Source organism: Mycolicibacterium sp. Y3 (assembly GCF_051188035.1).
Lineage (GTDB): Bacteria > Actinomycetota > Actinomycetes > Mycobacteriales > Mycobacteriaceae > Mycobacterium > Mycobacterium fluoranthenivorans.
This window is the reverse complement of the sequence record NZ_JAVQLT010000001.1, coordinates 5353065-5373178: the sequence shown is the minus strand read 5'-3', so window position 1 is coordinate 5373178 and position 20114 is coordinate 5353065. Positions and strand designations below refer to the sequence as shown.

Sequence of the window (20114 nt, the reverse complement as noted above, 5' to 3'; positions counted from 1 at the left end):
GGTTCGGCTGTCAGCCCTTGAGAAGGGCGACGACCTTGTCCTCCAGCGTCGGCGGGACGGCTTCCGGGTCGATCGGTGTGGTCTTGGGCAGCGTGACCTCCGGGTCGGCGAACTCCCGGTAGGTCTTGTCGCCGCCCAGCACGAACAGCAGGTAGCCCGTCAACAGCGCCCGCACCGCCTTCTGCGTGCCCCGATCGGCACCGGGCAGGCCGACCAGCCTGCTCAGGCGCCGACCCTCCACGAGCCCGCCGGGTTCGGCCTTGGACACCGTGCGCGTCGTCGCGGTGCGCCACGCACCGGCCAACGCGTCGGCATTGGAACGGATGGCGGTGCCGTCGGACGGCGCCCGCAGGATCAGCCCGGGCAGCGTCAGCCCGGTGGCCGGCTGCTCGGCCGGCGGGCTGGATGCGGCCGGGAACAGGGCGGCTGCGGCCTTGAGCCTGCCCTGCATACCGGCCGCGGCGAACACCGCCGCGGATCCGCCGAAACCGTGCCCGGCCACGGCCAGCTTGTCCGGATGGACGCTGATCTTGCCCGGTCCCAGGCGCACCCCGGCGATGATGTCCAGCGCGGTGCCCAAGTCGAACGCGGCGTTGAGCACGGACGGGGCCAAGGACTTCTCGGTATCGGGTGCCGCCGCCACGATGCCCCAGGACGCGAGATGCTCCAGGGTTCCCGCATACCGGTCGGCGCCGGTCAGCCAGTCGTGCCCGAACGCCAGGCCGGGCAGGCCCAGCCCCGATTCAGGGGTGTAGACCACGCCCGGCAGACCGGCAAAGGCCAGGTCGCCGCGGAGTACACGATGCGGGCCGCGCCGGGTCAGCGCAGCGAATAGTTTCTTCGTCCTGGCCACCCGTTGACCCTAACCGAACCACCCGCGGCGGTGTCTCGTGTGAGCGAGCCGCCGCGAACGCAGCGACAGTGAGTCCGTCCGCTGCACTACCCTGGGTAACCATGTGTGGAATCGTCGGTTACGTCGGACGGCGCCCTGCCTGCGGGATCGTGGTCGACGCGTTGCGGCGGATGGAATACCGGGGCTATGACTCCTCGGGTGTCGCCCTGCTCGACGGCGACGGCGGTCTGGTGGTGCGGCGCCGAGCCGGCCGGCTGGCCAATCTGGAGGAAGCCGTCGCCGAGACGGATGCGGCGCTGCTCGCCGGTACGACGGGGATGGGGCACACCCGGTGGGCCACCCATGGCCGGCCCACCGACCGCAATGCGCATCCGCACCGGGATGCCGACGGCAAATTCGCCGTCGTGCACAACGGCATCATCGAGAACTTCGCGGCGCTGCGCACCGAGCTGGAAGCCGTCGGCGTCGAGTTCGCCAGCGACACCGACTCCGAGGTGACCGTGCATCTGGTCGCCCACGCCTACCGCGAGGGCCCCACCGCCGGGGACTTCGTGGGCTCGGTGCTGTCGGTGCTGCGACGGCTCGAAGGGCATTTCACGCTGGTGTTCGCCAGCGCCGAAGAACCCGGCACCATCGTCGCGGCCCGCCGGTCCACCCCGCTGGTGGTCGGGGTCGGGGACGGCGAGATGTTCGTCGGTTCCGATGTCGCCGCGTTCATCGAGCACACCCGCGACGCCGTCGAACTGGGGCAGGACCAGGCGGTCGTGATCACCGCCGACGGGTATCGGGTCACCGACTTCGCCGGCGAGGACCAGACCGCGAATGCTCGCACGTTTCATATCGACTGGGACCTGAGCGCCGCCGAGAAGGGCGGCTACGACTACTTCATGCTCAAGGAGATCGCCGAGCAGCCCGCCGCGGTCGCCGACACCCTGCTCGGTCATTTCGTCGACGGCCGTATCGTGCTCGACGAGCAGCGCCTGTCCGATCAGGAACTGCGCGAGGTCGACAAGGTCTTCATCGTCGCCTGCGGTACTGCCTACCACTCCGGCCTGCTGGCCAAGTACGCCATCGAACACTGGACCCGGCTGCCGGTCGAGGTCGAGCTCGCCAGCGAATTCCGGTACCGTGACCCGGTTCTGGACCGCAGCACGCTGGTGATCGCCATCTCGCAGTCGGGTGAGACGGCCGACACCCTCGAAGCGGTGCGGCACGCCAAGGAGCAGAAGGCCAAAGTGCTGGCCATCTGCAACACCAACGGCAGCCAGATCCCGCGCGAGGCCGACGCGGTGCTCTACACGCGTGCCGGTCCGGAGATCGGCGTGGCGTCCACCAAGACGTTCCTGGCGCAGGTGGCCGCGAATTATCTTGTCGGACTTGCCCTTGCGCAAGCACGGGGGACCAAGTACCCCGACGAGGTGGCCCGCGAGTACCACGATCTGGAGGCGATGGCCGATCAGGTCGCCCGAGTGTTGACCTGCATGGAACCGGTGCGCGAGCTTGCCCGCCGGTTCGCGCGGTCCTCGGCGGTGCTGTTCCTCGGCCGGCACGTCGGTTACCCGGTGGCGCTGGAAGGTGCGCTCAAGCTCAAGGAGCTGGCGTACATGCACGCCGAAGGTTTTGCCGCTGGTGAACTCAAGCACGGACCCATCGCGCTGATCGAGGACGACCTGCCGGTGATCGTGGTGATGCCGTCGCCGAAGAACTCGGCCACCCTGCACGCCAAGCTGCTCAGCAATATCCGCGAGATCCAGGCCCGGGGCGCGGTGACCATCGTCATCGCCGAGGAGGGCGATGACACCGTGGCGCCGTATGCCGACCACCTGATCGAAATCCCGGCAGTGTCAACGCTTTACCAGCCGCTGCTGTCGACGATTCCGATGCAGGTGTTCGCGGCGGGGGTGGCGCAGGCGCGCGGCTACGACGTGGACAAGCCGCGCAACCTGGCCAAGTCGGTGACGGTCGAGTAGTAGCGGGCTGACGGTGGGTGAGGTCGGCCGCTGGCGCAGCGCCGCCGCCCGCGCCCACTTTCGCACCGTGTACGAGGCGGGCATGGCCGCGCTGCCGGTGGTGGGTGAGTCCGTCGACGTGCCGACCACGTTCGGTACGGTTCGGGCATACCGATTCGGCTGCACCGCGGTCGCAGGCGTGCCCGCCGAACGCCCGGTGGTGTTATTGCCCGGCCGGAATGCCTCGACCCCGATGTGGGCCCCCAACCTGCCCGGTCTGCTGGCTCGCCGGACCGTCTACTGCGTGGACCTGCTCGGCGAGCCGGGTCTGTCGCTCCAACAGCTGCCGCTGACCGGCGCTGCCGATCAAGCGTGGTGGATGGGTGAGTTGCTCACCGGACTGGGCCTGGATTCCGTGCACCTGATGGGGGTCTCGTTCGGGGGTTGGAGTGCGGTCAACTACGCGCTGCGCCATCCCGCACGGGTGGCTTCGCTGGCCCTACTCGATCCGGTGATGACGTTCGCGCCCATCCCGATTCGCACGATGGTGGCCTTCATCCCGATGGGGCTGCCGCATATGCCGGAGTGGCTGCGCCGTCGCGTCCTGCGCTGGATCACCGGCGGCGCCGACGTCTCCGACGGCAGCCCGGTGGCGGCGTTGATCGACGCCGGGACCGCCGACTTCGAGCTCCATCAGCCGGCGCCCACCTTGTTCACCGATGCCCAGCTGCGTGCGCTGGACATGCCGGTGCTGGCATTGATCGCCGGCCGCAGCGTCATCCACGAAGGACAACGGGCGGCCGACACCGCGCGGTCAGTGCTGCGGCACGGTCAGGTCGAACTCTGGGCGTCGGCGTCCCACGCCATCAGCGGAGAGTTCCCGGACGAGATCGCCGCGCGGGCACATCGCTTCTGGGACGGTGTCGACGGCTGAGGCCGACGGCTGCGGGTGTCAGGTGCGAATGACGCTGGGCCCCAAGGCTTCATACCGGTGCGCCTCGGCCGTCGGCAGTTCTGATCCGGTGACGATGGATTCGAAATCCGACACCTGGGCGAACCGGCAGAAGCTGGTCTCCCCGAACTTCGTGTGGGCGGCCACGAGAATCCTGCGCCCCGCGACGTGCACGGCCGTCTGCTTGACCGCGGCCACGGCCGGGTCCGGTGTGGTGAGGCCGTGTTCCACGGTGATCCCGTTGGTGCCGAGATACGCCACGTCGATCACCAGTGTGCGCAGCCGTTCCACGGCCCAATGATCCACCGTCGCAAGAGTTCTGCCCCGCATCCGGCCGCCCAGCAGGAGTACCGTGACCGTGTCGCTGTGCGCGAGCGCCTCGGCGGCCAGCAGCGAGGAGGTCACCACGGTGAGCTCCCGGTCGGCGATCTTCTCGGCGATCAGGCGAGGGGTGAATCCCTCGTCCAGATAGACGGTTTCGGAGCCGTGCAGGAGTTCGACGGCCGCCGCGGCGATCCGGTGCTTCTGGGCGAGGTCGACCTGGCTGCGATATTCGACGGTGGATTCGAACGCGACGGTCTCCAGTGGCACCGCGCCGCCGTGCACCCGTTTGAGCAGCCGGCGCCCGGCGAGGACCTTGAGGTCGCGGCGGATGGTCTCGGACGCGACGTGGAGTTCCTCGGCCAGAGGCAGCACCTCCACCCGGCCCCGGGTACGGGCGAATTCGACGATGCGGCTCTGACGGGTCTCTGAATCCACGGCTGACATTCTGATCGGCGGTTCGAAAGCCCTGGCCCGCGGGCCAGGGCTTTCGAAGAACTTACTTGCTCGCGCTCAGAACGGCGCGGATCTCCTCGGCCGTGCCGGCCTCCCGCAGCCGAGCCACCTCGTCCTTGTCCAGGAACACGTGCGCGATCCGGGTCAGTAGCGCCATGTGATCGTTACCCGCCCCGGCGATCCCGACCACGAACTCGGCCGGCTTGCCGTTCCAGTCGATCGGGTCGGCGTAGCGCACGAACGAGATGCCGGTCTTGCGGATGGCGCCCCTGGCGTCGTTGGTGCCGTGCGGGATGGCCAGTCCGTTGCCCATATAGGTCGACACCGACTTCTCCCGTTCGTGCATCGCGTCCACATAGGACGGGTCCACCGCCCCGGCGGCCACCAGCAGCTGCCCCGCTTCGGTGATGGCTTCCTCGGCGTTGGACGCCGCGCCGTTCAGCACGATCGAATCGAGCCGGAACACGTCGTCCGTGGCATCAGCGGGCTCCGTCTGCTGCGCGCCGGGCCAGGCAGGGGCGTCACCGTTGGTCTGCTCCAGCAGTTCGACGACCTCGTCGTAGCGTGGGCTGCTCATGAAGTCGTCCACCGAGATGTGCACGGCCGAGCCGGTCTTGAGTTTCGCGCGGTCGGTCAGGTCGCGATGCGTGACGACCACGTCGTAGGTGTCGGTCAGGTTGGCGATGGACTGATTGGTCACCTTGACATCGCCGAAGCCGGCCGACTGAACCTTCTTGCGCAACACCGAGGCGCCCATCGCCGAGGACCCCATCCCGGCATCGCAGGCGAACACGATGGCCGTGATCTTTCCGTTGATACCGCCGGTCAGTGCGGCGGCCACACTGGAGCGCTTGCCCTTCAACGCTTCCATCTCTGCGGTAGCCGCGGCCAGATCGGGTTCGTCGGTGGCCCGGTCGGTCTTGAGCAGCAGAGCGGCGACGACGAAGGACACGGTCGCGGCCCCCAGCACCGACAACGTGACACCCAGGAAGCTGCCGCTGGCGGTCTGGGCGTAGACGGCGATGATCGAGCCGGGTGCCGCCGGGGCGCGCAGCCCGGACCCGAACAGCACGTTGATGAAGACGCCGGTCATGCCGCCGAGGATGGTGGCAGCGATCAGCTTGGGCTTCATCAGGACGTACGGGAAGTAGATCTCGTGGATGCCGCCGAAGAACTGGATGATCGCCGCGCCGGGTGCCGACGCGCGAGCGGCACCTTTGCCGAATGCCATGAAGGCCAACAGAAGACCCAGGCCCGGACCGGGGTTGGCTTCCAGCAGGAACAGGACCGACTTGCCGGTCGCCAGGGCCTGTGTGGTGCCCAGCGGGGTGAGCACGCCGTGGTTGATCGCGTTGTTGAGGAACAGCACCTTGGCCGGTTCGATGAGGATCGAGGTGAGCGGCAGTAAGTCGTGGCTGACCAGGAAGTCGACGACGTTTCCGGCCCCGCGGGTGAACGCCGAGACGACCGGCCCGATACCGAAGAATCCGAAGATCGCCAGGGCCATGCCGAGGATGCCGGCGGAGAAGTTGTCGATGAGCATCTCGAAGCCGGGGCGGATCTTGCCGTCCCACAACGCGTCCAGCTTCTTCATGGCCCAGCCGCCGAGTGGACCCATGATCATGGCGCCCATGAACATCGGGACGTCCGCGCCGGTGATCACACCCATGGTGGCGATCGCCCCCACCACGGCGCCGCGGTTGCCGTGCACCATCCGGCCACCGGTGAAGCCGATCAGCACCGGCAGCAGGTAGGTGATCATCGGGCCGACGATGCCGGCGCCGTCGAAGCTGCCCCAGCCGCCGATCTGGGCGACCCAGCCGTCCGGATTGCGCAGCGCCGGGAAGATGCCCTGCAGCCATCCGGCCTTGATGAACAACGCGGTGATCAGGCCCCAGGCGATGAATGCGCCGATATTGGGCATGACCATGTTCGACAGCGCGGTGCCCAGTTTCTGCACCCGCACGCGCGCGCCGGTGCGCGGCGTCCCGTCCGCAGGGGTGCTGGGGGCTTCGACCAGGGACATCTTGCGACCTCCGTCTTGTTCCAGTGTGCTGCCGGCAGTGGGTGACGCCGGTCACATGAGACCAAGTTAACCGCACAAGTGGGCATGAATGCAAGCATTCAGGCGTAAATGGGCACAAAAGAATGTGGAGTTATGACCGTTTTGCGGTTAGAGTCGGCTCAGCATGTAACGCCGGACACAGGAGGCCAGCCATGAAAGCTCTGCGCTACTACGCGCCCGAGGACGTCCGCCTCGAAGACGTTCCCGAGCCGCAGTGCGGGCCGGACGAGGTCAAGATCCGGGTGCGTAACTGTTCGACCTGCGGCACCGACGTGAAGATCTTCCACAACGGACACCAGAACCTGACCCCGCCGCGCACCCTCGGGCACGAGGTCGCCGGCGAAATTGTCGAGGTGGGTGCCAACGTAAACACGGCGAACGCGACCGATTGGCAGGTGGGCGACCGGGTACAGGTGATCGCGGCCGTGCCGTGCGGTGAATGCCACGAATGCCGCAAGGGCTGGATGGCGGTATGCCAGAACCAGACCTCGATCGGCTACCAGTACGACGGTGGTTTCGCCGAGTACATGATCGTGCCCCGGCAGGTGCTCAAAGTCGATGGGCTGAACCGCATTCCGGACAATGTGGGATACGACGAGGCATCGGCGGCCGAGCCGTTCGCCTGTGCCATCAACGCCCAGGACCTACTCGGTATCGAGGAGGGCGACACTGTCGTGGTCTTCGGTGCCGGCCCGATCGGCTGTATGCACATCCGCATCGCCCGCGGTGTGCACGGTGCCGGCCCGATCTACCTCGTCGATGTGAACGAGCACCGGCTGAAGATCTCGGCCGATGCGGTGCATCCCGACGAGACCATCAACGCTGCCGAGGTCGACGTGGTGGCCCGGGTCATGGAGCTCACCGGCGGTCGGGGCGCCGACGTCATCATCACCGCCACCGCGGCCAATATCACCCAGGAGCAGGCGATCGCCATGGCTGCGCGCAACGGCCGGATCTCCTTCTTCGGCGGGCTACCCAAGACCAACCCGACCATCACCTGCGACTCCAACGTCGTGCACTACCGCCAGCTGCACATCCACGGTGCCAACGGATCTGCGCCCGAGCACAACAAGCGTGCCCTGCAGTACATCTCGACCGGGCAGGTACCCGTGAAGGATCTCATCACCCGGCACATCCCGATCGACAACGTGCTCGAAGCCTTCGACATCGTCAAGAAGGGCGAGGCGATCAAGGTCACCGTGGAGCCGAGCGCGGTCGCCGTCGGTACCGGGGTGCATTGAGTCCCTGGCTCAGGCCTGATCAGCCGCCCACGGCTCAGGCCTGATCAGCCGCCCACGGCTGCGATATACCCGGCCATGCCCAGCCCGCACGCCACCCCACACAGCACCAGTGTCCCGGTCGCCCATGGCCAGGCCTTGGCGCGGCGGACCATCTGCACGATGCTGATCACGGTGCCGGCGATGGCGATCAGCACGGCGACGCCGAAACCCGTCATCACCGCGGTGACCCCGGCGTCGATATGGCAGGTCGCCGGCGGGCAGTAGTCGGTGAAGGCCAACATGAACACCGCCAGGAACGCGGCGACACCGCCGCCGGCATAGGTCAGCACCAGCAAGGTGATGGAGATGGCGAGATCGACACCGGAGCGGGGTGGTGGCACCGGTGGGGGCGGTGGAAACGGCGGATAGCCGTAGCTCATGAGCGGTCACTCTAGCCGTGCTGACCGCGGGCTGGAGGTCACCGAAGGCGGGTCCGGAAACTGCGCCCTCGTTCCGGTTTCGGTCCGGAGGCGTCAATTGTCGGGTCGGACCAATCCGCGGCACGTAACCTGGTGCGGCGACGTGAGAACGGGAGCCGATGCGCCACTACTACACCGCGGATGCCATTCGGGCCGCCGAGGCGCCATTGCTGGCATCCCTGCCCGACGGGGTCCTGATGCGCCGCGCCGCCTACGGGCTCGCGACGGTCATCGCGGGGGAGCTGCGGTCCCGCTTCGGCGCGGTGGCGGGCCGGCAGGTGTGTGCGGTCGTCGGTTCGGGCGACAACGGCGGCGACGCGCTCTGGTCGGCGACGTTCCTGCGTCGCCGAGGAGTGACGGCGACGGCGGTGCTGCTCAATCCGGATCACACCCACGCCACGGCGCTGGCGGCGTTCCGTCAGGCGGGCGGCCGAGTCGTCGACGGCATTCCGGCGACAACGGATCTGGTGATCGACGGCGTCGTCGGGATCTCCGGACGCGGGCCGCTGCGCCCCGAGGCGGCAACGGTGTTCGCCTCCAGTGCCGCACCGGTGGTCGCTGTCGACATCCCGAGCGGGATCGACGTGCACACCGGCGTCGCCGACGGGCCGCATGTCCGCGCGGCGCTGACCGTCACGTTCGGAGGCCTCAAACCCGTGCACGCGCTGGGGGATTGTGGGCGCGTGGAACTCGTCGACATCGGACTGGAGCTGCCGCCCAGTGGGGTGCGCGGTTTCGAGGCGGCCGATGTCGCCGCCCGGTGGCCGCTGCCCGGCCCGCACGATGACAAGTACAGCCAGGGCGTCACCGGGGTACTCGCCGGCTCGGCCACCTACCCGGGTGCGGCGATCCTGTGCACCGGCGCGGCAGTGGCCGCGACCTCCGGAATGGTCCGCTACGCCGGCAGCGCCGCTGCCGATGTCGTGACCCGCTGGCCCGAAGTGGTGGTCGCCCCCCGACCCGACGCCGCCGGACGGGTCCAGGCCTGGTCCGTCGGACCCGGGCTGGGCACCGACGAATCTGCCGCCGCGACATTACGGTTCGCGTTGGCCACCGATCTGCCGGTCCTCGTCGATGCCGATGCGTTGACGCTGTTGGCCGCCCAGCCAGAGTTGGTGCACACCCGCACCGCGCCTACGGTTCTCACGCCGCACGCCGGCGAGTACCAGCGACTGGCCGGGCATCCGGTCGGCCCGGACCGGGTCGGTGCGGCACAAGAGCTGGCCGCCCGGCTCGGGGCCACGGTGCTCCTCAAAGGCAACGTCACCGTCATCACCGACGGGGACACCACCTACCTCAACCCGGCCGGTCAATCCTGGGCCGCCACCGCGGGATCCGGCGATGTGCTCTCCGGTGTGGTCGGCGCGCTGCTCGCCTCCGGGCTGCCGCCGATCGAGGCCGCCGCCATGGCGGCGTTCGTGCACGCCCGCGCCGCGTGCCTGGCCGCCGCCGATCCGGGACCGCGTCCGGTGCCGATCTCGGCTGAGGGAATTCTGGCTCACCTTCGTCCATCCGTCGCGAAACTCTAGAAGGGACAACACATGCCACTGCGGCACCAGCCCGGACCGTCGATCACACCCGCCTACACGGGTCGGCTGTCCACCGACCCCGTGCCGGCGCTGCGAATGCCCGACGACTCGATGGACTCCCAGGCGGCCTACCGCTTCATCCACGATGAGCTGATGCTCGACGGCAGTTCCCGGCTGAATCTCGCCACCTTCGTCACCACGTGGATGGAACCCGAGGCCGACAAGCTGATGGCCGAGACCTTCGACAAGAACATGATCGACAAGGACGAATATCCGGCCACCGCGGCCATCGAGGCGCGCTGTGTGTCCATGGTGGCCGATCTGTTCCACGCCGAGGACCTGCGCGACGACGATCCGTCCACCGCGATCGGGGTGTCGACCATCGGTTCCAGCGAGGCCGTCATGCTGGCCGGACTGGCCCTCAAATGGCGCTGGCGGGACAAGGTCGCAGCCGGCAAGGAGGGAGCCTGGAAGGGCCGCACTCCCAACCTCGTCCTGGGCTCCAACGTCCAGGTGGTCTGGGAGAAGTTCTGCCGGTACTTCGATGTCGAACCCCGCTACCTGCCGATGGCCGAGGACCGCTACGTCATCACCCCCGAGCAGGTCGTCGCGGCCGTCGACGAGGACACTATCGGCGTCGTCGGCATCCTGGGCACCACCTTCACCGGTGAACTGGAGCCGATCGCCGAGATCTGCGCGGCGCTGGACAAGCTTGCCGCGGACGGCGGCCCAGACGTGCCGGTCCACGTCGATGCCGCCAGCGGCGGATTCGTGGTCCCGTTCCTGCACCCGGACCTGCAATGGGATTTCCGGTTGCCGCGGGTGGTGTCGATCAATGTCAGCGGGCACAAGTACGGGCTGACCTATCCCGGCATCGGCTTCGTGGTGTGGCGCAGCGCCGAGCACCTGCCCGAGGACCTGGTGTTCCGGGTCAACTACCTCGGTGGCGACATGCCCACCTTCACGCTGAACTTCTCCCGCCCGGGAAATCAGGTCGTCGGCCAGTACTACAACTTCCTGCGGTTGGGCCGGGCCGGATATACCCAGGTCATGCAATGCCTGTCGCAGACCGCGCGGTGGCTCGGTGACCAGCTGCGCAACAGCGAACACTTCGAGGTGATCACCGACGGCTCGGCCATCCCGGTGATCAGCTTCCGGCTCAAGGGGGACCCGGGCTACACCGAGTTCGACGTGTCGCATGCACTGCGTGCCTATGGCTGGCAGGTGCCGGCCTACACGATGCCCGAGGGTGCCGAAGACGTGACGGTGCTGCGGGTGGTGGTCAGGGAGGGATTCTCCGCCGACCTGGCCCGGGCGCTGAAGGAGGACACCGTCACCGTGCTGAAGAGCCTGGACGAGCTGAAACCGGGTGGGCATTTCGACCTCGTGCAGCCGTTCACGCACTGAGTGACGCCGGCCCGCGGTACGCCGGCATGTGATGGAGGTCTCGAGCCTTCCGCGCAAACAAGCCTACGTTCGCGGGCATGAGAAAATGGTGCTGATGCAGACAACTGATGTTCTCGGCGCGCAGGCCCTCATCGATCTCGATGCGGTGGCCCACAACGTGGGTGTGCTTCGCGATCACGCCGGGTCCGCCACCGTGATGGCCGTGGTGAAAGCCGACGGCTACAGCCATGGCGCCACGCCGGTGGCTCGTGCCGCACTGGCCGCGGGAGCCGGGGAACTCGGGGTTGCGGCCGTCGACGAGGCGCTCGCCCTGCGCCGGGACGGCATCACCGCGCCGATCCTGGCCTGGCTGCACGCACCCGGCACCGATTTCGGGCCCGCGGTGGCCGAGAACGTGCAGATCGCGGTGTCCTCGACGGCTCAGATCGACGATCTTGTCGAGGCGGCGCGGCGGACCGGCGTCACGGCTGCGGTCACGCTCAAGGTCGACACCGGCATGACCCGCAATGGGGTCGCCGCCGCGGACCTGCCCGAGGCGCTGGCGGCGCTGCGCCGTGGCGCGGCCGAGGGCGCGCTGCGGTTGCGCGGGATCATGAGCCATCTGGCCAACGGTGACGACCCGGCGCACCCGGCGGCCACCGACCGGCAGGTCCGCCGATTCGACGAGATGCGTGCCGCGGCCCGCGCGGCCGGGGTGGATTTCGAGATCGCGCACCTGTGCAGCTCACCCGCAGCGATGACGCGCCACGACCTGGCCTACGACATGATCCGGCCGGGTATCGCGCTCTACGGGCAGAGCCCCATCCCCGAACTCGGGGATATGGGTCTGCGGCCCGCCATGACACTGAAATGCCCTGTCGCCCTGCTCCGTTCCGTTCAGGCCGGGGAGGGTGTGTCCTATGGGCACACCTGGGTGGCACCACACGACACCACCTTGGCGCTGCTGCCGATCGGGTACGCCGATGGCGTGTACCGGCCGCTGAGCGGACGTCTGGAAGTGCTCATCAATGGTCGGCGCCGACCGAACGTGGGCCGGATCTGTATGGACCAGTTCGTGGTCGACCTCGGCCCCGGGCGCCACGATGTGACAGTCGGCGACGAGGCGATCCTGTTCGGCCCCGGGGACAGCGGTGAACCCACCGCCCAGGACTGGGCCGACCTGCTGGGCACCATCAACTACGAGGTGGTCACCAGCCCGCGTGGCCGCGTCACTCGCGTCTACAAGGGCGAGGCGGGCTGACACCGGTGACCGACGACGAGACTCGGCCGCACCACGGCCGGGGCAAGACACCCTGGCTGGCCGGGCTCGCGGGACTGGTCGCGGTGGGAGCCGGCGCCGGGGTATCCGTGGCCAGATCGGTCGCACACCGTATCGCTGATGAGGACCCTTATCGGGACGAGGATTTCGAACTGCTCGGTGCCGATCGCAGCGTCATCGTCACCACACCCGACGGGGTGCCGCTGGCGGTGCGCGAGGTCGGGCCGCCCGATGCGCGCCTGACGGTGGTGTTCTCGCACGGGTTCTGTCTGCGCATGGGCGCGTTCCATTTTCAGCGGGCCCGCCTGGCCGAACAATGGGGCGACCAGGTGCGGATGGTGTTCTACGACCAGCGCGGCCATGGGATGTCCGGGGACGCCCCGCCGGACACCTTCACTGTTCCCCAGCTGGGCCAGGATCTGGAAGCGGTGCTGGCGGTGACGGTTCCACGCGGTCCCGTCGTCCTGGTCGGGCACTCGATGGGTGGGATGACGGTCCTCTCGCACGCCCGCCAGTTCCCGAAGAGCTACCCGAGCCGGATCGTGGGTGCGGCGATGATCGCCTCTGCCGCGGAGGGTGTTTCGCGATCACCGCTCGGGGAGATCCTGCGGAACCCGGCCTTGGAAGCGGCCCGGTTCGCCGTCCGGTACGCGCCGAACGCGGTTAACCACGGCCGCGGTGCCACCCGGTCGATCATCGGCCCGGTACTGCGCGCCGCCTCCTACGGCGACGAGAAGGTCAGTCGCAGTGTGGTGGCGTTCTCGGAGAAGATGATGCATGAGACCCCGGTGACGACGATGGTGGGATTCCTGCACGCACTCGAAGTCCACGACGAGACGGCCGGGCTGAAGACGTTGGCGAAGGTGCCGACGCTCATCGCCTGTGGTGACCATGATCTGCTCACCCCGATGGAGTACTCGCGGGAGATGGCGGTGGCCCTTCCGAAATCGGAACTGGTGATCGTCGAAGGTGCCGGGCACCTGGTGCAGTTGGAACAGCCCGAAGTGATCGATGACGCATTGGTGCGACTTGTCGAACGGGCCACCCCGTCCAAGCTGGTCGCACTGACTCGGCGCTTGAAAGAACGAGCCCGCCATCATGGTTGAGCGGGAAAGCGGAACCGCGGTACTCGCAACCGAAGCCGACACCATCGCACTGGGGGTGCGCCTGGGCGCCCAACTGCGTGCCGGGGACGTGGTGGTGCTCGCCGGACCGTTGGGTGCGGGAAAGACGGTGCTGGCCCGGGGAATCGCCCGGGCCATGGACGTCGACGGCCCGGTGACGTCGCCGACCTATGTGCTGGCGCGGGTGCATCCGGCGCACCGCCCCGGGGCGCCGGCTCTGATACACGTGGACATCTACCGGCTGCTGGACCAGACCGATGACATTCTCGGTGAACTGGATTCACTGGATCTGGACACCGATCTCGAAGGCGCCGTCGTGGTGGTGGAATGGGGTGAAGGATTGGCCGAGCGGCTGTCGGACAACCATCTGGACATCCGGCTGGAGCGCGACGCCGAGACCGATACCCGCACCGCGACATGGCATTGGAGCAGGGCATGACGTTGGTACTGGCCATCGACACCGCCACCCCGGCGGTGACGGCCGGGATCGTCGCGGTGGGCGACACCATCGCCACGTTGGCCGAGCGCATCACCGTCGACGCCCGCGCCCACGCCGAATGCCTCACCCCGAATGTGCTTGCGGCCCTGGCCGACAGCGGAAGATCCATGAGCGATCTCGATGCGGTGGTGGTCGGTTGCGGACCGGGCCCGTTCACCGGGCTGCGGGTGGGCATGGCCACGGCCGCGGCATACGGTCATGCGCTCGATATCCCGGTGTTCGGCGTGTGCAGCCTGGATGCCATCGGCAGGGCGACGCAGGGGGACGTCCTGGTGGTGACCGACGCCCGCCGCCGCGAGGTGTATTGGGCGCGTTACCGAGACGGCGTGCGGATCGGTGAGCCGGCGGTCAGTGCCGCCGCCGACGTGGCCATCGACGGTGTTCAGGCGGTCGCGGGTTCACCCACCCACGCCGCGGCATTCGGTCTGCCGGTGATCGGCCCGGAGGTTCCCTCGTCGAGGGAACTGGCTGCGGCCGTTGCTGATTGGTCCGCCGATCCGGGAGCCCTGGTGCCGCTGTACCTGCGCCGCCCGGATGCCAAGTCGCTGGCCGAACGGGGCCTGGCGTGACGGTCATCGATGCGCTGACCGCGCTCGATGCCCACCGATGCGCCGAGTTGGAGGCGCAACTGTTCGCCGGAGACGATCCTTGGCCGCCATCGGCGTTCCTGCAGGCGTTGGAGGCCAAACACACCCACTATGTGGCGGCGCGGGACGGTGAACGGTTGGTGGGCTATGCGGGAATCGCCCGGCTGGGCCGGATCCCGCCGTTCGAGTATGAGGTGCACACCATCGGTGTCGACCCGGACCACCAGGGCCGCGGTATCGGCCGGCTGCTGCTGGCGGATCTGCTGGAGTTCGCCGGTCGGGGCGTGGTGTTCTTGGAGGTCCGCACCGACAACGATGCGGCGATCGCTCTCTACGAAAGCGTCGGTTTCGTCGCAGTCGGGCTGCGTAAGCGGTATTACAAAGTCAGTGGCGCGGATGCCTACACGATGAAGCGGGAACCGAAATGATCATCTTGGCCATCGAGAGCTCTTGTGACGAAACCGGAGTCGGCATCGCGCGGTGGCAGGACGGCACCGTCGCCCTGCTTGCCGACGAGGTCGCGTCCAGCGTCGACGAGCACTCCCGCTTCGGTGGCGTGGTACCCGAGATCGCATCCCGCGCGCATCTGGAGTCACTCGGGCCGACCATGCGACGCGCCCTGCAGACCGCCGGGATCAGTCGCCCCGACGCGGTCGCGGCCACCATCGGCCCCGGCCTGGCCGGCGCGCTCCTGGTCGGGGTTGCCGCGGCGAAGGCCTACGCGGCGGCCTGGGGGGTGCCGTTCTACGCGGTGAACCATCTGGGTGGGCACCTGGCCGCCGACGTCTACGACCACGGCCCCTTGCCGGAGTGCGTCGGTCTGCTCGTGTCGGGAGGTCACACAGAGCTGTTGCATGTGCGTTCCCTCGGGGAGCCCATCGTCGAGTTGGGCAGCACCGTCGACGACGCGGCGGGGGAGGCCTACGACAAGGTGGCCAGGCTGCTGGGGCTGGGGTACCCCGGTGGGCGACCACTGGACGAACTGGCCCGGACCGGTGATCCCGCGGCGATCGTGTTCCCGCGTGGGATGACCGGCCCGCGCGACGACCCGTACACCTTCAGCTTCTCCGGCCTGAAGACCGCGGTGGCACGTCATCTCGAACGAAACAAGGACTATTCGGCTGCCGATGTGGCCGCCGGGTTCCAGGAGTCGGTCGCCGATGTGCTGACGGCCAAGGCGGTGCGGGCCGCCACCGACCTGGGTGTGTCGACGCTACTGATCGCCGGCGGTGTCGCCGCGAACTCGCGAGTACGCGAACTGGCCGAGGAGCGTTGCGCGGCAGCCGGACTGACGTTGCGGGTGCCACGGCCGCGGCTGTGCACCGACAACGGTGCGATGATCGCGTCGTTCGCCGCGCACCTGATCGACGCGGGGGCGCCGCCATCGCCGCTGAGCGTGGCCAGCGATCCCGGGTTGCCGGTGGTGAAGGGGCAGGTGGCGTGAGTTCGTCCGAGGATATCGCCCGGCTGCTCTACACCTACGCCGAGCTGATCGATGCCGGGGATTTCGCCGGCGTCGGGCAGCTGCTGGGCCGGGCGTCGTTCGGCGGACCGGCCACCGGGTCGGTGTCCGGGGCCGACAACATCGCCGGACTGTTCGCACTGACCACCCGGCGTTACCCCGAGCACGGAAATCGCCCGCGCACCCGCCACCTCGTGTTGAACCCGATCATCGACGTCGACGGGGAGGTGGCCACGGCACGGTCCACTTTCGTGGTGGTGCAGCACGTTCCAGACGGTCCGGTGACGGTGCCGCTGCAGCCGATCGTGGTGGGGCGCTACGCCGATGCATTCGCCCGGGATGACTCCGGCTGGTATTTCACCGAGCGCATCGTGGACGTCGAGATGGTCGGTGATGTCTCGGCTCATCTGAACGTCGACCCGGCGCAGTACGGGCGATAGTCGTCTTCGGCTCAATTCGATTCGCCCTGGTGTTTCGACTGAGGTGTCGGCGAATTCGGGTTGTTCGCGTAGGTTTGAGCTGCCTTCTCCCACAACCGTTCTACGTGTCGCCTGCCGAGCGTGTCATTCGCCCACTCGTGGCTTCTCCTGAGATTTCGGGGGCGTAGCGCTCTGGTCGGTGACTGGAGCTCGGCCCTTCGATGTCGTCTCGTCGCCGCTGGCTGCTTGGGATTTCAGATGCTCTTCGACTGCGGTATCGGCGAATTCGGGCTGTTCGCGTAGGTGCCATCCGGTCGGCACGCTGTGGGTGTCGTAGTAGTGCTGGAAGAGTTCGATGGCTTCGGCGGCGGTGAGAACCTCTGCCGGGCGGACGAGGTATTCGTTGTCGCCGTTGTGAATGATCTCGGTTTCGGCATTCTCGGCTTCGGCTTCGGGGTGGCCGATGGTGTAGAGGCGGTGTACGCCGGTGGAGTCGCGCTGCTTGATCTCGACGGTCAGCCGGTCGGGAGCGACGCCGGTGGTCTGGATCCACTCGGAGGGATGGACGTCCTCGTCGTAGGCGGCGTCCGCGGGCAGCGGATAGATGGAAGTGGACGTGTACCGCCCGTCGCCGAGACGTTTGATGATCGCGGCGATCTGGCCGGGGATCTCCTCGGTGAAGTCGCTCATCCATCCCGACGATCGATTCGTTTTCTGGATGTGCGTTGGTCTTTCGAGCTTCACTCGCCTGGCACCGTCTCTACTCGGACCCTGGTGATCTTCACGGTTTCCACTATCCCTTGCTCATTGGTGATGGTGACATAAGCTGGATTGGTCTCCGACACTTGCGCGTCGAAGGCGCGCTGACCGGGTGACAACGAGGCGCCCCCTGACTTGACCTCAATGCCTTCGTACGTACCGTCTGGTAGTCGGCCCAATCCATCGTAGAACCGCCCTCCGCTGGCTCCGCCCTCGACCGTTGCTTTGCGCTGCTCGGTCGTCACCCAACGCCCGGGATTGCGATCTTCGTAGTTCTCGATCCCCTCGGCCTCCCGCTGCCGGGCATACCCACCACCCTCACGCCCGGTGATGTGTCCATACGGATCCCGGCCGTCGCCACGGTCGACGCCCTCGCCCGGGCGACCGATGTGCGCCGGCATGACGATCACACCGTTTTCGGCGACGTGCTGGGACAGGTCGATCGCGCCGCCTCCGGCGAGGGTGGCGCCGCCGGCCATCAGTCCGGCGCCGGCGAGGTTGAGAGGCACACCACCGATCGCCCCGACTCCGGTGGCGTCCAGCAGCACGCCCGGAACTTCGAGTCCTGCACCGAGGCCCATCATGGCGGCTCCGCCGACCATCGCTGCGGCATCCAACGGATTGTGCAGTGCCGCATTGCCGAAGCTGGCTGCGCCGTTGACGACCTCGGCGAGCACGTTGTAGGCGGCCTCGCCGAACTGCTCGAGCTCCATTTTCAGGTACTGACCCATCGCCGCGATCACCGCTTCGGCTGCAGAGACGATGGGTGCGAGCAATTGGGCCAAAGCGGACACTTCGGCCTTGAAATTGTCGATCACGACGCGGATATCGTCGGCGATCTTCTTGATCTCGTCGTTGTCGTCGCCGGTGATGATGTCCCAGACTTCACGAATTCCGGTGAGCGGATTGACGATCCGCGAGAGCAGGTCGAGGATCGCGGCGTGGACCTTGTCGATCTGGCCCGCATAGTCGACGAGATTCGAGGATACCGTCACGCATTGGTTGAACAATGCCGTCGAATTCGTGCTGGACGTGTTGACCGCTTGACCGATCTTCTCCCCTTCGGGGACATGCTGCCCGGCAACGACTCCGAACGCACCGATCATCTCTGCTTCCGTTGCCAGAAAGGCAGAGCCGGCGGCCGACCAGGCTTCGGCAGCGGCACGCAGACGTCCCGAGTCGCCGTTCGGCCAGATCATTCCCAGAAACGGCTCGACCAATGACCAACCTGGCGGGGCGTTGTCGAAATTGCCTTGGGCAGAGGGTGCCAGCGGTGCGCTGGTAGGTGGCGTCGGCATCGCGGCAGGAAGCGGTGGGCCGCCGTTTCCGTGGGTATTCGACGCCACTTCGGCCAGCGAGTAGTTGACCGCGCTGGTGCGCACCGCATCTCCGGTACGCGCCATACCGTTGGTGAGGTCGATCATGGCTTCGAGCATCGACTTCGCGGAGCTGTCGTAGGCGCGGGCGTGGATGATGCCCGCGGGATCGTTCCCGCACATCCCTGCGCACCCGCCCAGGGCGGCGCTGAGCGCTTTGACGGCGTTCCCGAGGTCTCCGGCCTGCGTGGTCATGGTGCGGCCGGCAGAGTCCAGCGCTTTCGGGTCAACGACGATCGGCGGAGCCATGGCCGATCACGACCACATGGTCAGGTTGGCCTGAGCTGCTCCGGTGTAGTTCTGGTGCGCCTTCTTCCCGGCTCGGCGCAACTCCTGCAAGGCCTCGCGCATCTGCTGCGCGCCCTCGGCCCAGCGGCGGTGGGCATCGGCTTGTGCCGCTGCTGCGCTCCCGTGCCAGGAGGTTCGCAGCGATGACACCTGGCTGTCGACGTCGGCGACCATCGCCTCGATCCGCTGCTCGAAGGCAGCTATGCGGGTCACCAGCGCCATCAGCTCGTCGGTGTTGACTCCGAATTCGTCGGACATGTCAGACCTCGCCTTCTGGCGACAACGCCGCGGCCGACGTCTCGTCCTGGCGCTGGTAGCCGCCGGCTGCAGTCCTCAACAGATCCGCCATTTCTGCGAGCCCGGCGTGCACCTCCATGGCGCCGTCATGCCAACGCCAGAAGGATTGCGCGAAGGATCCGCTGGACAAGCCCGTCCAGCCGCTCCCCACGAATCCGGAAACCTCGTCGTCCAGGGTTCGAAGCCCCTGGATCAGTTCGTCAGCGGTCGCCGAAACGTCTCCCGAAACCCGTCGCAATTCCTCAGGTGTGACCCCGAGAACTCCATCCCCACCCATCTGAACAACGCTATCGGCGCGAACCTGGATGCTTGCTGGGAGTTTTCGGCAGACCCAATCCTTGAGCGCTAGCACTCTCGTGTATAGAGTGCTAGATGGCAGCGGCCAACCCCAGCGCCGGCACCCGCGACGACGGAGCGAGGGCACGGACGTCTGCCGAACACCTGAAAAACGCAGGGCCCGGGATATCCGGACCCACACCCAACTAAGTGGAGGGCTCCATCGTGGCAGTCAACATCAAGCCACTCGAGGACAAGATCCTCGTTCAGGCCAACGAGGCCGAGACCACGACCGCTTCGGGCCTGGTCATCCCCGACACCGCCAAGGAAAAGCCGCAGGAAGGCACCGTCGTCGCAGTTGGCCCCGGCCGCTGGGATGAGGATGGCGAGAAGCGGATCCCCCTGGACGTTGCCGAAGGCGACACCGTCATCTACAGCAAGTACGGCGGCACCGAGATCAAGTACGGCGGCGAGGAGTACCTGATCCTCTCGGCCCGCGACGTGCTGGCCGTCGTCAACAAGTAAGCACTTCGTGTAC

At 67.5% G+C, this 20114-nt stretch carries 21 protein-coding genes; 13 read left to right on the top strand and 8 right to left on the bottom strand.

Annotation, left to right across the window (positions count from 1 at the left end; translation table 11 throughout):
• Positions 1-10: 10 nt before the first annotated feature.
• Positions 11-853 carry a dienelactone hydrolase family protein gene (locus QN239_RS26200; RefSeq protein WP_499014807.1) on the bottom strand — a complete coding sequence of 281 codons (843 nt, stop codon included), beginning with the start codon at positions 851-853 and terminating at the stop codon, positions 11-13.
• Between the two features lie 101 nt (positions 854-954).
• Between QN239_RS26200 and glmS the strand changes: the two genes are divergently transcribed.
• Together glmS and QN239_RS26190 are read left to right on the top strand one after the other, a co-directional pair.
• The gene (glmS, locus tag QN239_RS26195) at positions 955-2823 is read left to right on the top strand and encodes a glutamine--fructose-6-phosphate transaminase (isomerizing) (RefSeq protein ID WP_499014805.1); all 1869 of its coding nucleotides are present in this window, start codon (positions 955-957) and stop codon (positions 2821-2823) included.
• A gap of 13 nt (positions 2824-2836) precedes the next feature.
• Positions 2837-3736, top strand: a complete 900-nt coding sequence (locus QN239_RS26190) for an alpha/beta fold hydrolase (protein ID WP_499014804.1) — start codon at positions 2837-2839, stop codon at positions 3734-3736.
• Between the two features lie 18 nt (positions 3737-3754).
• Here QN239_RS26190 and QN239_RS26185 read toward each other — a convergent pair whose 3' ends face one another.
• Positions 3755-4513, bottom strand: coding sequence for a DeoR/GlpR family DNA-binding transcription regulator (locus QN239_RS26185; RefSeq protein ID WP_499014802.1), 759 nt, complete (start codon positions 4511-4513; stop codon positions 3755-3757).
• A gap of 61 nt (positions 4514-4574) precedes the next feature.
• Entirely contained in the window at positions 4575-6557 is a 1983-nt protein-coding gene (locus QN239_RS26180; protein ID WP_499014800.1) for a PTS mannitol transporter subunit IICBA, read from the bottom strand.
• A gap of 191 nt (positions 6558-6748) precedes the next feature.
• On the opposite strand from QN239_RS26180, the gene QN239_RS26175 reads away from it, so the two are divergent.
• Positions 6749-7837 (top strand): zinc-dependent dehydrogenase, encoded by a 1089-nt coding sequence (locus QN239_RS26175; RefSeq protein WP_499014798.1) that lies wholly within the window; start codon positions 6749-6751, stop codon positions 7835-7837.
• Positions 7838-7881: 44 nt separating this feature from the next.
• On the opposite strand, the gene QN239_RS26170 is transcribed toward QN239_RS26175, so the two are convergent.
• Complete coding sequence (locus tag QN239_RS26170) at positions 7882-8256, bottom strand: hypothetical protein (RefSeq protein ID WP_499014796.1); 375 nt, start codon at positions 8254-8256, stop codon at positions 7882-7884.
• Positions 8257-8414: 158 nt separating this feature from the next.
• Between QN239_RS26170 and QN239_RS26165 the strand changes: the two genes are divergently transcribed.
• The 9 genes from QN239_RS26165 (at position 8415) to QN239_RS26125 (ending at position 16601) form a co-directional block, all read left to right on the top strand.
• Complete coding sequence (locus tag QN239_RS26165) at positions 8415-9824, top strand: NAD(P)H-hydrate dehydratase (protein ID WP_499014794.1); 1410 nt, start codon at positions 8415-8417, stop codon at positions 9822-9824.
• A gap of 12 nt (positions 9825-9836) precedes the next feature.
• On the top strand, positions 9837-11231 hold the full coding sequence (gene gad, locus QN239_RS26160; protein WP_499014793.1) for a glutamate decarboxylase: 1395 nt from the start codon (positions 9837-9839) through the stop codon (positions 11229-11231).
• Between the two features lie 94 nt (positions 11232-11325).
• Positions 11326-12471, top strand: a complete 1146-nt coding sequence (gene alr / locus QN239_RS26155; protein WP_499014790.1) for an alanine racemase — start codon at positions 11326-11328, stop codon at positions 12469-12471.
• A 5-nt stretch (positions 12472-12476) separates the two neighbouring features.
• Positions 12477-13595: an alpha/beta fold hydrolase gene (locus tag QN239_RS26150; RefSeq protein ID WP_499014788.1), complete on the top strand. Its 1119-nt coding sequence runs from the start codon at positions 12477-12479 to the stop codon at positions 13593-13595.
• Complete coding sequence (tsaE, locus tag QN239_RS26145; protein WP_499014787.1) at positions 13588-14052, top strand: tRNA (adenosine(37)-N6)-threonylcarbamoyltransferase complex ATPase subunit type 1 TsaE; 465 nt, start codon at positions 13588-13590, stop codon at positions 14050-14052. The genes QN239_RS26150 and tsaE overlap by 8 nt, the downstream gene beginning before the upstream one ends.
• Complete coding sequence (tsaB, locus tag QN239_RS26140) at positions 14049-14681, top strand: tRNA (adenosine(37)-N6)-threonylcarbamoyltransferase complex dimerization subunit type 1 TsaB (RefSeq protein WP_499014786.1); 633 nt, start codon at positions 14049-14051, stop codon at positions 14679-14681. Before tsaE ends, tsaB begins: the two co-directional genes overlap by 4 nt.
• Complete coding sequence (gene rimI / locus QN239_RS26135) at positions 14678-15127, top strand: ribosomal protein S18-alanine N-acetyltransferase (RefSeq protein ID WP_499014784.1); 450 nt, start codon at positions 14678-14680, stop codon at positions 15125-15127. The genes tsaB and rimI overlap by 4 nt, the downstream gene beginning before the upstream one ends.
• The gene (gene tsaD, locus QN239_RS26130; protein WP_167157113.1) at positions 15124-16143 is read left to right on the top strand and encodes a tRNA (adenosine(37)-N6)-threonylcarbamoyltransferase complex transferase subunit TsaD; all 1020 of its coding nucleotides are present in this window, start codon (positions 15124-15126) and stop codon (positions 16141-16143) included. The genes rimI and tsaD overlap by 4 nt, the downstream gene beginning before the upstream one ends.
• A complete protein-coding gene (locus tag QN239_RS26125; protein WP_499014782.1) occupies positions 16140-16601 on the top strand; it encodes a nuclear transport factor 2 family protein in 462 nt (153 codons plus the stop codon). Before tsaD ends, QN239_RS26125 begins: the two co-directional genes overlap by 4 nt.
• 123 nt (positions 16602-16724) lie before the next feature.
• On the opposite strand, the gene QN239_RS26120 is transcribed toward QN239_RS26125, so the two are convergent.
• From QN239_RS26120 to QN239_RS26105, 4 genes are all read right to left on the bottom strand, one after another.
• Positions 16725-17270: a hypothetical protein gene (locus tag QN239_RS26120; RefSeq protein ID WP_499014780.1), complete on the bottom strand. Its 546-nt coding sequence runs from the start codon at positions 17268-17270 to the stop codon at positions 16725-16727.
• A 50-nt stretch (positions 17271-17320) separates the two neighbouring features.
• On the bottom strand, positions 17321-18721 hold the full coding sequence (locus tag QN239_RS26115; RefSeq protein WP_499014778.1) for an NAD(+)--arginine ADP-ribosyltransferase: 1401 nt from the start codon (positions 18719-18721) through the stop codon (positions 17321-17323).
• A 249-nt stretch (positions 18722-18970) separates the two neighbouring features.
• Complete coding sequence (locus QN239_RS26110; RefSeq protein WP_499014776.1) at positions 18971-19261, bottom strand: WXG100 family type VII secretion target; 291 nt, start codon at positions 19259-19261, stop codon at positions 18971-18973.
• A 1-nt stretch (position 19262) separates the two neighbouring features.
• Positions 19263-19577: a WXG100 family type VII secretion target gene (locus QN239_RS26105; protein ID WP_499014775.1), complete on the bottom strand. Its 315-nt coding sequence runs from the start codon at positions 19575-19577 to the stop codon at positions 19263-19265.
• A gap of 221 nt (positions 19578-19798) precedes the next feature.
• Here QN239_RS26105 and groES point away from each other — a divergent pair, with 221 nt between their 5' ends.
• Positions 19799-20101 carry a co-chaperone GroES gene (groES, locus tag QN239_RS26100; RefSeq protein WP_036421278.1) on the top strand — a complete coding sequence of 101 codons (303 nt, stop codon included), beginning with the start codon at positions 19799-19801 and terminating at the stop codon, positions 20099-20101.
• Positions 20102-20114: the final 13 nt, after the last annotated feature.

What these genes read in the sequence shown, in the direction of transcription:
- glmS (WP_499014805.1), top strand. Translation starts at nt 955, where the DNA reads ATGTGTGGAATCGTCGGTTACGTCGGACGGCGCCCTGCCTGCGGGATC.
- QN239_RS26180 (WP_499014800.1), bottom strand. Translation starts at nt 6,557, where the DNA reads ATGTCCCTGGTCGAAGCCCCCAGCACCCCTGCGGACGGGACGCCGCGC.
- QN239_RS26175 (WP_499014798.1), top strand. Translation starts at nt 6,749, where the DNA reads ATGAAAGCTCTGCGCTACTACGCGCCCGAGGACGTCCGCCTCGAAGAC.
- QN239_RS26170 (WP_499014796.1), bottom strand. Translation starts at nt 8,256, where the DNA reads ATGAGCTACGGCTATCCGCCGTTTCCACCGCCCCCACCGGTGCCACCA.
- QN239_RS26165 (WP_499014794.1), top strand. Translation starts at nt 8,415, where the DNA reads ATGCGCCACTACTACACCGCGGATGCCATTCGGGCCGCCGAGGCGCCA.
- gad (WP_499014793.1), top strand. Translation starts at nt 9,837, where the DNA reads ATGCCACTGCGGCACCAGCCCGGACCGTCGATCACACCCGCCTACACG.
- alr (WP_499014790.1), top strand. Translation starts at nt 11,326, where the DNA reads ATGCAGACAACTGATGTTCTCGGCGCGCAGGCCCTCATCGATCTCGAT.
- tsaE (WP_499014787.1), top strand. Translation starts at nt 13,588, where the DNA reads ATGGTTGAGCGGGAAAGCGGAACCGCGGTACTCGCAACCGAAGCCGAC.
- tsaB (WP_499014786.1), top strand. Translation starts at nt 14,049, where the DNA reads ATGACGTTGGTACTGGCCATCGACACCGCCACCCCGGCGGTGACGGCC.
- tsaD (WP_167157113.1), top strand. Translation starts at nt 15,124, where the DNA reads ATGATCATCTTGGCCATCGAGAGCTCTTGTGACGAAACCGGAGTCGGC.
- QN239_RS26120 (WP_499014780.1), bottom strand. Translation starts at nt 17,270, where the DNA reads ATGAGCGACTTCACCGAGGAGATCCCCGGCCAGATCGCCGCGATCATC.
- QN239_RS26110 (WP_499014776.1), bottom strand. Translation starts at nt 19,261, where the DNA reads ATGTCCGACGAATTCGGAGTCAACACCGACGAGCTGATGGCGCTGGTG.
- QN239_RS26105 (WP_499014775.1), bottom strand. Translation starts at nt 19,577, where the DNA reads ATGGGTGGGGATGGAGTTCTCGGGGTCACACCTGAGGAATTGCGACGG.